We start from the raw sequence: 10,794 nt of genomic DNA, 5'->3' as shown, positions 1-10,794 counted from the left end.
ACACTGAATTTTGCCCATAAGCTCTAAGAGTACAAAGCATGACCGATAACGTATCCAGCATTTCCCAGATGATCATCGAAAAACTGCTCGCTAACCCTAAAGTCCCCCGCGACATCACAGGCAGCAGCAAAATTGTTGAAGATCTGGCTTTTGACAGCCTGGCGGTCATGAACTTTGTAATGGAAATTGAAGACGAGCTCGACGTTTCCGTTCCGCTCGACAAGCTTGCGGATATTCGCACTATTGATGATCTGGCAACCTGCCTAAATGGGCTGAAGGGCTAAGCGTGACCGACCTTTTCGCCAAGCACGCCGCCCTCAAAACGGCTTATGACGGGCTGAGCGCGCTCTCACCCCGCAACCCGTTTGAAGTGGTCATTGAACGCCCTCTCTCAGCGACACTCGGCCTCATCGAAGGCCGCGAGACCCTGCTTTTTGGCACCAACAACTACATGGGCCTCAGCCAGTCTGAAGCAGCGGCAGAAGCGGCCATAGAAACCGTTCGGAGCATGGGCGTCGGTACGACAGGCTCGCGTATCGCAAATGGTACTTTTGGCTTACACCGCAAGCTGGAAGCACGCTTGGCTGAATACTTCGAGCGCAAGCATGCCATGGTGTTTTCCACTGGGTATCAAGCCAATCTGGGCACAATCTCCGCGCTGGTAAACAAGGATGACATCCTGTTCCTCGACGCGGACAGCCATGCGAGCATTTACGACGGCGCAAAACTTTCTGGCGCGCAGGTTATCCGCTTCCGCCACAATGACCCCGCAGACCTCGACAAACGCCTGAACCGTGTGAAAGACCACCCCGGCGCCAAGCTGATCGTCGTCGAAGGCATTTACTCAATGACGGGCAATGTCGCCCCACTCGCTGAGTTTGTTGCCGTCAAAGAAAAGCACGGCGTCGCCCTTATGGTGGACGAAGCACATTCTTTCGGTGTCTTAGGCCAAAAAGGCCGCGGCGTCGCCGAAGTGCAAGGATGTGAAAAAGGGATCGACTTCATTGTCGGCACTTTCTCCAAATCCCTCGGCACTGTTGGCGGCTATTGTGTCAGTGACCATGACGGCGTGGACCTCATGCGCCTCTGCTCACGCCCCTATATGTTTACCGCCTCTCTGCCACCAGAAATCATCGCAGCAACCATTGCGACCCTAGATGCCGTTGAGCAACAGCCCGAGCGCCGCAAAAAATTGTACGACAATGCAGAGCGTCTACATTCAGGCCTCAAAGCAACTGGCCTCTCCATCAGCCAGCATGTGTCGCCCGTTATCGCGGTAACGCTAGAGACCATTCCAGAGGCCGTAACCTTCTGGAACGCCCTGCTTGAAGCTGGCGTGTATGTGAACCTGTCCCTGCCCCAGCGACACCGGATAACCGCCCGCTTCTGCGCTGTTCTGTTATGGCAGCTCACAGTTCGGAAGAAATTGACCAAGCCGTTAAAGCTTTCGCACAGGTAGCACAAACACTTGCGGCCATGGCCTGATTAGTCTTTCAACCTCCCTCATTACAGGGCACCCCCGTAATGAGGGAAAGGCGTTTTATCTTTCCGCAGCACAACCACAATAATTGACAAATCCCACCCGGATTTGCGATCATGGTTTCCAACGGTAATGGATTTCTGCCGGGCCTTTGGGCCGAACTGCCCTCGCAAGGGACGATGATTCCTACCAAGCGCTATAAAAGCAGCACGGAGGAAACATGTCTGAATTGCACGGCAATTTTTCGCAAAACCTGAAAAACATCGGCACTGTGGGTCGTAGTCTCTCGACTTGGCTTTTGCTTTTAGTGCCTTTATCCGCTGCCATTGGTGCGCTATGCGCCGTGTTTCTGTGGCTTCTTGATTGGGCGACGCAAAGCCGCTTTCATTACCCAAACATCCTCTACCTACTGCCTGTCGGAGGCGCTGCTGTCGCATGGATTTATGCGCGTTTCGGCGGTACGTCTGACGCAGGTAATAATCTTATAGTCGATGAAATCCATACGCCATCTGCGGGTGTGCCGCTACGCATGGCTCCTCTCGTTTTCTTTGGCACAATCATCACGCATCTTTTCGGCGGCTCTGCCGGGCGCGAAGGAACCGCCGTGCAGCTGGGAGGAAGCCTCGCAAGCACAGCTGGTAAATACCTGCACCTCTCAAACGCGCAAACCCGCTTGCTGCTCATGGCTGGTGTCGCAGCGGGCTTTGGAGCAGTCTTTGGCACCCCCCTCGCCGGTGCAATTTTTGCACTAGAAGTCTTGGCCGTAGGCCGCCTCGATTATGCAGGTCTGCTCCCATGCCTCTTGGCGTCCCTCATCGCAGACTGGACGTGCCACAGCTTAGGGGCGCACCATACCCTTTACCACATCAGCTATGTGCCCCCCGCTTCAGCACCGCTGTTCCAGCACCCATTGCTTCTTGCCAAGGCAGCCCTGTCGGGGGTCGCTTTTGGCCTCGTCGCTCTAATTTTTGCTGAGGCAAACCACAAATTTGGCGCCTTGATGAAGCGCCTTGTTCCTTTCAGCCCGCTTCGTGCCGCTATTGGGGGCTGCGCCGTCATCGCGCTTGTCTGGATATTCCAGACACGAGCCTATCTCGGCTTGGGTGTTTGGTCCGCCATTCCCGGGGACCCTACAATCTCTGGCTTCTTCGCCCCAAGCACTGATTACTGGAGTTGGGCATTAAAGCTTCTGTTTACAGTGGTTACGCTGAGCACCGGCTTTAAAGGCGGCGAAGTTACGCCCCTCTTCTTCATTGGTGCAGCTCTAGGACATGCTCTTGCAGGCCTGCTTAACGCACCCACAGATTTGTTTGCGGGCCTAGGTTTCGTCGCAGTTTTCGCCGCAGCCGCCAATACACCCATTGCCTGCACATTAATGGGTATTGAACTCTTTGGTGCAGCGAACGCTGTTCCCATCACAATTGCTTGCTGGGTTGCCTATACCTGTTCGGGCCACCACGGCATTTATCTTTCTCAACGTATCGCTACTCCCAAGCATGATCGCCTTACGACCACGCTGAACGATACACTTCGCAGCATTCGGCCTGTAAAATAAGGCCAGACCAAAAGAGCATCACATGGATACGATCAGCCTTCTGGCCATTTTATTTACGATTGCAGCATTCTTCAGCCTTCTTAATCACAACACGCTACGATTGCCCCCGACTATTGGCGTGCTGGTACTCTCACTTATCAGTTCTATTGCCCTGATGCTCTTGGATCCACTTATTCCGGCTTACAGCCTGCAAGCCCTACCCCGAACCGTACTGGGCGCGTTAAACCTGCCTCAAACACTGCTCAATGGCATGCTATCCCTGCTGCTTTTTGCCGGAGCCATGCAGGTGAACATGGCAGATTTTAAGGCTCGCCTGCTATCAATCACAGCCTTATCAGTACTCGGCACAACCTTATCCGTACTTGTCCTGGCCAGTGCAGTATGGGCACTGCTGCCATTAACAGGTGAGCACCTACCCTTTTTGTGGTGTATTCTTTTAGGCGCAATTCTAGCCCCTACAGACCCCGTATCAGTCATTGGAATGCTAAAACGGCTTGGACTGCCGGGCGATCTGCAAGCGCTCTTTGCCGGAGAAAGCCTTTTTAATGACGGCGTGGCAGTCGTTCTTTTCACGGTGGTGCTCACTTTAGCCACCGGCAATAGCGACGTCCTGTCGGCGTCCCACATTGGTTTTACTTTTCTTCACGAGGCCATCGGCGGCATAGTAACTGGCATAATTTGCGGGACCATTGCTCTCTTCTGCATACGCAAAACAGACGACCCACACATTCATCTCCTCACATCCCTCGCCCTAGCAACAGGCAGCTTCAGCATTGCAAACTCTCTGGAGTTCTCGAGCGCCATTGCCGCTGTTACCGGGGGCCTGACTTTTGGCACACGCTTTGGACGTCAGTCCCTACCACCTGAACATCGCGCCGAACTGGAGTCCACCTGGATGCTCTTGGACGAAATTCTGAACATCTTATTGTTCATGATGGTCGGCTTGGAAATTATTGAAGTAAAAGTCCATTCAGGAATCTTCCTGAGCCTTCTCCTCGTTATTCCACTCTCACTTATTTCACGTGGTGCTAGCGTCCTGCTAGCAACATTACCAAACTACATTACCAACTGGGATAAAGGGCGCTCTCTCAAGCTTCTAACATGGGGCGGATTACGCGGCGGCATTTCTGTAGCTCTTGCACTAGGTTTGCCACCCGGCCCTATGCGCGACTCACTACTGCCACTTTGCTATGGCGTCGTGGTGTTTAGCATCATTGTCCAAGGCCTCACGATGGAGCGCGTTGCTCGTAATCTCTACCCCACCGCCGAACCGGGCTAAGACATTCCGAATACTCGTAGACTTCGAAGCATCATCGAGATATTTTGTACTGATCGGTACAAAATATCTCGGAACACCGCATCATGCCACGCCCACCACAGCCCCCCTTCACAGCAGAAACCGCCGCCCTCAAAGCACGCCTCGCTGAAGACGCGTGGAATAGTCGTGATCCGGCCACGGTATCGCGAGCATATTCATCCGATAGCCGATGGAGGAACCGCGATACCTTCCTCACCGGACACGTGGAGATCGTGCGTTTCCTTGAACAAAAATGGGCACGTGAAAACGAATACCGCCTCATAAAAGAAGTCTGGGCCCACGCAAATAACCGCATCGCTGTACGCTTTGCGTATGAGTGGCGCCACGCGGATGGCCAATGGTACCGCTCACACGGCAATGAAAATTGGGAATTCGATGAAGACGGCCTAATGCAGGTGCGCCACGCATCCATCAACGATATTTCAATTACAGAGCAGGAACGCAAATTTCATTGGCCTCTTGGGAGGCGTCCCGATGGGCATCCGGGCCTGAGCGATTTAGGCCTTTAAACATGCCAAAGCCTAACATGAAGGCAAATGCCGACCGTAGAGAAATACTCTCTCAACTTGCGGAAGTTTTTCGTGAATACGGTTACGAAGGCGCCAGTCTGAGCGTGATTACCCATGCTACCGGCTTGGGTAAAGGCAGCCTATATAACCTTTTCCCCGGCGGCAAAGCCGAGATGATGTCCAGTGTTTTAGCGGACATTGAGGCTTGGTTTGAAACCCATCTCTATACACCACTCTCAACATCTAAAAACCACTACGAAGCTATTATCTGTATGCTGGAGGCTGTCGCGCGTTATTTCCACGCCGGGCAGCGAATATGCCTGATGGGAATGCTGGCAATCAGTAAAAGGCATGACCCTTTCGCGCAGGCTATCACCCATTTTTTCTCACGCTGGATCGACGTATTAGCCTTTACCTTGCGAGAAAACGGCCATCCCCCCTCTATTGCCCAGCTTTTGGCAGAGGAAACCATCCTAAACATTCAAGGCGCTATTATTCTCTCCCGAGCACTCGGCGACACTTCAATTTTCCAACGTGCAATAGACCAACAGCGAGAGCGCCTCACCCGCTAGGCCCTCTCACCCCAATTGTTCACACGCGGACTGAATATTATTTTTTCAGGTATAAAAGATCATTACCAAAATCGATGACGGCACGATGCTTAATCATAAAGTCCCCACCGAGCGCCCCACCAAGAGCCTGCCTTGGGTCTACAGGCCGCGTCTCTCCGCTATACGTATACGTATCCTCAAGTGTTCCATTAGCTGTTGGGCCGGAGCGCCAACTACCAATACGTAATTCTACCGGAGCTGCCGTAGAATAAACGCCACCTGTTGCGCCTTTAGGGCCGCCAAAAGTACCCACTTTATCGCCAGCCCCTACATGCGCGGCCTCTGCAAAAGCGCTGTCTATGATCAATTCAGCAACGGTACTTACAACCATCGCCCGCGTCGCCTCACCAATCGTGACGTCAACCGTGAAAGGTTTACCCAGCGTCTCCTGCATAGGTATAGCTGCATAACCTTCTTTGACGAGCTCTTGCTTCAAAGTGGTTATAGTTTGAGGAGTTGGCTCTATAAAAAGCTTGTTATTCCGATAATCAATCACGAGGCGAGAACGGTTGATCCAGCCAAGGCCAAGCATTCCGTAAGTCGCTGCCGTTGGTGTTTCAAAAACTGAAGCGGGTACATTTTCCATATTAGAACTCCCAACCTTCAGCGATTTTATCGTTCCTTCATCACGCCCGAGATTACTCAAACGCCCAACAGCCGCTATCCCGTACTGCCCATGATGGTGCATATTTTCAACACCGATGCGCGAAGCTAATCCATGGCCAACCTGCAAGAACAAAGCCGCGTTTGAGTGCACCATCATTTTGAGTGGAACACCGTTCATCACCGCGACAGCAATGGGGCGATGGCCCGCAACTTCCTCAATTTTAAAACGCGCTTCACCAGCTGACGCCCAAGCCTTAGACGCCCCGCCAGCCCACACTAATGGAATAATACAAAGCGCAGATAAATATCTCTTTAACATTCTAGAATTTATCCTTTTATATTAGAAATATATATAAATAAGCTATATTTTATCGGAGTATAAATCTTTCATTTCTTTTATAAATTTTTGTAACTCTTTCTGACCAATATTAGCGATTCCAACAACGAGACCATGCCTATCTTCACCTATGTAGAAGTTTGATAACGCCCTGACGGCAATGTTGCGAGCATTCAAAAACGCTACCAAATCCTTCTCATCGATCCTTTGGTCACGGCAATACGCAGCAAATTGTAATCCACCACCTCCTGCCCCCACATCAAAATAAGCTGACATTACCTCGCGCGCAGCCTTCATTCGGACTTCGTATAGAGCCTTCATGCGCCTGACATGTGCGCGAAAATGTCCGTCACGTATGAAATCCGCCAAAGCCGCCTGAACGTGAATCGGCACAGCCCCGCCACCCCGATGAATTGCTGCTGAGGCACGCTCCATAATCCACGGCGGTAGAATAGCGTAAGCGACGCGTACGCCCGGCGCCAATGTCTTGGAAAAAGTCCCCACATACGCCACGCGCATATGTTGATCGATCCCTTGTAACGATGCGACAGGGCGGCCCGAATAATGGAATTCGCTATCGTAATCATCCTCGATAATCACAGCATCGAAACGCTTCGCAGCCTCAAGCAGTTGAAGGCGCCGCGGCAAGCTCATCGTCACACCTGTCGGGTATTGATGTGACGGGGTAACGTAAATCAAAGCAGGCTCTTCCACCCCGCTGTCTGGGAGGATAATTCCTTCCTCATCGCATGGCACGGGTATAATTTCGGCTCCACGTGCCTGCAATATTTCACGCGCTTTGACGTATCCGGGCTCCTCGACCCAGACTGCTTTCCGTGCACCCAGCACCAAGCTTGCCAGAAAATCGATGATTGCCGCTGCTGAGGGCATAATGATTACGCGCTCTGCATCTGCATGCACAGCGCGGGAGCGCGTAACATGCTCAATAATTGCTGAGCGCAGCGCATAAATCCCATTTGCTTCGCTATAACCAAGGTCATGCAGCCGTAAATTTCTGGCTCGCGCTCCTAGGTAACGTGCCCACACCTTACTGGGAAAATTGCTTATGTCAGGCACGCCGGGAGCAAACGGCCGGACCTTCAAACCATGCATCAACTGCGGCACGAGAGCGTTCTCTGCGGTATCGCCCTCACCATCTCCACCAGTATCCAACGACGGCAGATCAGCGACACGCGTTGCTGAGCCAGATTGCCCCACAACATAACCCGCCGCACGCAGACGGTCGTAACTGCGTATGACCGTCGAGCGCGCAACCCCGAAAGACGCGGCCAAAGCACGAGTGGATGGTAGCACATCCCCTGCCCTCAACTTACCCGCCAAAATGCCGCCGCGCAGAGCATCGTGAATTTGCTGCTCTAATGTGATGTCAGATGCAAAATTGAGCGTTAACCACGGTAAATCATCCATAAGGCCACATAAGCGGACTCATATTTTTTTCACAAGTGGCAGCATACTGAATACCACTTTTTTGAAACAGTCTCCTGATAAGAGGAGATTGCCATGACCGAACTTACCTACCCCATTACCGAACGGAGCCGGGGCAGACGCTCCCATAACCGCGTCAGTCATGCACACTCGGCCGTACACGAGGTCTTAGATGCCGCTCCGATCTGCCATGTTGGTTACGTCATAGATGGCGAGTCTTACGTCACACCGACCATACACTGGCGTGTTGGCAACCGTGTGTACTGGCACGGCTCGGCAGCAAGTCGTTTTTTACGTAAGGCCGCGGGGCAGCGCGTATGCTTAACCGTCAGCCTCTTTGACGGTTACGTTATGGCACGCTCCGCTTTCAATCATTCTGCCAATTACCGATCCGCCATGGTTTTTGGCCGCGCAACAGTGTTAGAAAATACCAACGATATTGAGGCTGCCCTCAAAGCCATGATGGACGACCTGTTCCCAAACAGGTGGGACAGCCTGCGCCCCATGACCGCGCAAGAATTAAAAGCAACCGCCGTCCTTTACCTCGACATAGAAGAAGCAACAGCCAAGGTGCGATCAGGCCCACCTGCTGACCACAACGATGCTTCTTACCCCGTTTGGGCAGGGGTACTACCTGTCAAAACACATCTAGGGGCAGCAGAGACCGAAACCGAACACCTCCCTTTGCCAGAGGAATTGCTGGCACTCCAAACATCAGGCCAGCTTCGCTGAGAATAAGGAAATCTCCCATGTGCAAGTCATTCTGCATTTGCCAAAGGTAAGGTAGGTACACCACGCCACCCTACAGGCGGGACCCATAAACGGTCCCCCTGTGCCATACGCGCAGAAACAAGGCGCACACTCCCACCACGCGCAGGGTAAACCGCAAAAGCACCGTCACGCCACACCGCAAACCGATCAATTTGAACAGACCCTGGACATGCCCCGCGCGCAGGTGAAACACTCACGAAAAGCGTGACGTCTTTGCATAACTCAGACGACGGAGCGGTATAACCATCTGTACGATCCTTCGTCCTGAGCAAAAAAACTTGCCCCTCAAGTGAAATACGACACAGACCCTCTTGGCAAGCTGTCGGCATAGGCACCGCCCTCAATGCTAGGGCCTGCTGCCATTGCTCCAGCACAAACCGATCCAACCCGCCAACCGGCCCAACCTGCAGCACGGCGCCACTGCGTATAGCCATAACCCCAGCATCTGGTGCTACCAGCATGAGGGGCCTCATTACGTTGACGCTCAACAGCCCCAAAATAATCGGCACAATACCCGCCCAACGCGCGACGCCGCGCCATAAGCAAAGCACGGATAAGCCAAGCATAACGCCGCACAGCCCCCAACTAGGCATCGCTGGCACGGGTACATGCGCATATGGCCACTGCGCTACATGCTCTGCCAGCCACTGAATGCACTCTATTCCCAGCCCCATTCCTCTCTGAGGCAGATGAGAAAGGTGCAGCGGCATCAGTAAAACTGATATGATCCCTAACGGCATAACCCACACTGCCATAAGCGGAACGGCCACCATGTTGGCAAAAACAAACCACGGCTGGAACGCCCCAAAATGCGCCATACTGACAGGTAAAGTGGCTAGACCTGCGAATACAGACGTTGCAGCCAGCATGACCAGATGCACAAGAACACTGCGCCAAAGCTGCCCCTCACCACGGAGCGCTAATAGCGGTGCACGTAAAGCTTCATAACCTGCAATAAGCCCCATCACGGCAGCAAAAGACATTTGAAAAGACACATCCAAAACAGCGCTGGGTGTCACAACCAAAATGCACATTGCGATAACTGCCAGAGAGCGCATGGACATAACTTTCCGGCCACACAGCAAAGCAACCACGAATAAGCCAGCCATGCCCAAGGCTCGCACGCTTGGCAAATGCGCGCCCGTAATCAGCACATAAAATGCGCCAAAAAGAAAACCCCCGAGAACCGCTATTTCTTTACATGGCCAATACAAAGCTGCTCGCTCCGAAAGCGGCATCATAACTCTTATAAAAGTCATCACACCGGCCATCACCAAACCAAGATGCAACCCAGCAACAGCCAATAAATGCGCCAGTCCCGAGACAGAAAACTCCTCCCGCGTTTGCTGGGTGAGTTGCGAACTTTCTCCCGCCATGACAGTTGCCGCTATGGCTCCTGCTTGCCCCGGCAAAGCACCATAAAATCGATGCGCAATACCTTCCCGAATACGGTTTAGCCACGCCCCTTCGGGTCTGCCTTCCTTTTGTGCATAACCAAGCGCGTAGCCGCTGCCCGCAGAACCCGAGAACCACGCCTCACGCTGCATATCCCGCCCCCCCGGCCATGCTGGCCGCTGCGGTTGGCGTAATATGGCGCGCACACTTACTTTCTGACCCGATAACACCTCGGTCGCATCGTCCGCGCGCAGTCTTATAGTCAACTCCCTTCGTAAAGGGAGCATTCCAACATCACTCGGAGTATCAAAAATAGCGCCGACAACATGCAAACGTCGTGCAGCGCCTTCTAGGCCTGCTTGAACCCCATCGTCTCTTGGCGCCAAAAACTCTACTGACTTAACGACACCTGTGACGGTTACAGCACGCATTGGCAAAGCTGGCATTTCAGGTTTTCGCCGCGCCTCCCAAACCGCATCGGCGCAGCCTAGCGCACATAAAAGCACAGCTAGCGCAACGCGCCCGCCTAATGGCGAACCGCGCAACCACCACGCGCCCCCGAAGGCCAGACAGACAGCGCCCCCGATTTCCCACGGTAGAATTTCATAAGGCAGAAAAAAGTAAACAATGACCCCAATTGCAAAAAATACAGGGGACCAATTTAATAGTGCATGACCTTGCTTATAAAGACCTCGCTCAATCCAATTAAATACCGTATAATGTTTCATATTATAAAATCTTATTATATGATATATTACTATTATGC

General features: G+C 52.8%; 9 protein-coding genes, 1 pseudogene and 1 riboswitch. Of the genes and pseudogenes, 7 read left to right on the top strand and 3 right to left on the bottom strand.

What is annotated here, in order from left to right:
- Window positions 1-38: 38 nt before the first annotated feature.
- The 6 genes and pseudogenes from D5366_RS07330 to D5366_RS07305 all read left to right on the top strand — a co-directional run bounded on the left by D5366_RS07330 (window position 39) and on the right by D5366_RS07305 (window position 5,434).
- Complete coding sequence (locus D5366_RS07330) at window positions 39-284, top strand: acyl carrier protein (RefSeq protein WP_141492917.1); 246 nt, start codon at window positions 39-41, stop codon at window positions 282-284.
- Window positions 285-286: 2 nt separating this feature from the next.
- Window positions 287-1,485 (top strand): annotated as a pseudogene (gene spt / locus D5366_RS07325) (serine palmitoyltransferase).
- Window positions 1,486-1,599: 114 nt separating this feature from the next.
- Window positions 1,600-1,676, top strand: a riboswitch (Fluoride riboswitch).
- 24 nt (window positions 1,677-1,700) lie between these two features.
- Window positions 1,701-3,035 (top strand): voltage-gated chloride channel family protein, encoded by a 1,335-nt coding sequence (locus D5366_RS07320; protein ID WP_141492916.1) that lies wholly within the window; start codon window positions 1,701-1,703, stop codon window positions 3,033-3,035.
- 22 nt (window positions 3,036-3,057) lie between these two features.
- Complete coding sequence (locus D5366_RS07315) at window positions 3,058-4,314, top strand: cation:proton antiporter (protein ID WP_141492915.1); 1,257 nt, start codon at window positions 3,058-3,060, stop codon at window positions 4,312-4,314.
- Window positions 4,315-4,397: 83 nt separating this feature from the next.
- Window positions 4,398-4,862 (top strand): nuclear transport factor 2 family protein, encoded by a 465-nt coding sequence (locus tag D5366_RS07310; RefSeq protein WP_141492914.1) that lies wholly within the window; start codon window positions 4,398-4,400, stop codon window positions 4,860-4,862.
- 2 nt (window positions 4,863-4,864) lie between these two features.
- On the top strand, window positions 4,865-5,434 hold the full coding sequence (locus D5366_RS07305) for a TetR/AcrR family transcriptional regulator (RefSeq protein ID WP_240775209.1): 570 nt from the start codon (window positions 4,865-4,867) through the stop codon (window positions 5,432-5,434).
- 37 nt (window positions 5,435-5,471) lie between these two features.
- Here D5366_RS07305 and D5366_RS07300 read toward each other — a convergent pair whose 3' ends face one another.
- Complete coding sequence (locus D5366_RS07300) at window positions 5,472-6,398, bottom strand: hypothetical protein (RefSeq protein WP_141492913.1); 927 nt, start codon at window positions 6,396-6,398, stop codon at window positions 5,472-5,474.
- A gap of 42 nt (window positions 6,399-6,440) precedes the next feature.
- Entirely contained in the window at window positions 6,441-7,844 is a 1,404-nt protein-coding gene (pdxR, locus tag D5366_RS07295; protein WP_141492912.1) for a MocR-like pyridoxine biosynthesis transcription factor PdxR, read from the bottom strand.
- Between the two features lie 93 nt (window positions 7,845-7,937).
- On the opposite strand from pdxR, the gene D5366_RS07290 reads away from it, so the two are divergent.
- Window positions 7,938-8,594: a pyridoxamine 5'-phosphate oxidase family protein gene (locus D5366_RS07290; RefSeq protein WP_141492911.1), complete on the top strand. Its 657-nt coding sequence runs from the start codon at window positions 7,938-7,940 to the stop codon at window positions 8,592-8,594.
- Window positions 8,595-8,620: 26 nt separating this feature from the next.
- Here D5366_RS07290 and D5366_RS07285 read toward each other — a convergent pair whose 3' ends face one another.
- Complete coding sequence (locus D5366_RS07285) at window positions 8,621-10,756, bottom strand: ComEC/Rec2 family competence protein (protein WP_141492910.1); 2,136 nt, start codon at window positions 10,754-10,756, stop codon at window positions 8,621-8,623.
- Between the last annotated feature and the right edge of the window lie 38 nt (window positions 10,757-10,794).

This window comes from Neokomagataea tanensis (genome assembly GCF_006542335.1).
GTDB lineage: Bacteria > Pseudomonadota > Alphaproteobacteria > Acetobacterales > Acetobacteraceae > Gluconobacter > Gluconobacter tanensis.
Note: the sequence above shows the minus strand (reverse complement) of the source record. Positions and strands in the feature narration are given on the sequence as shown.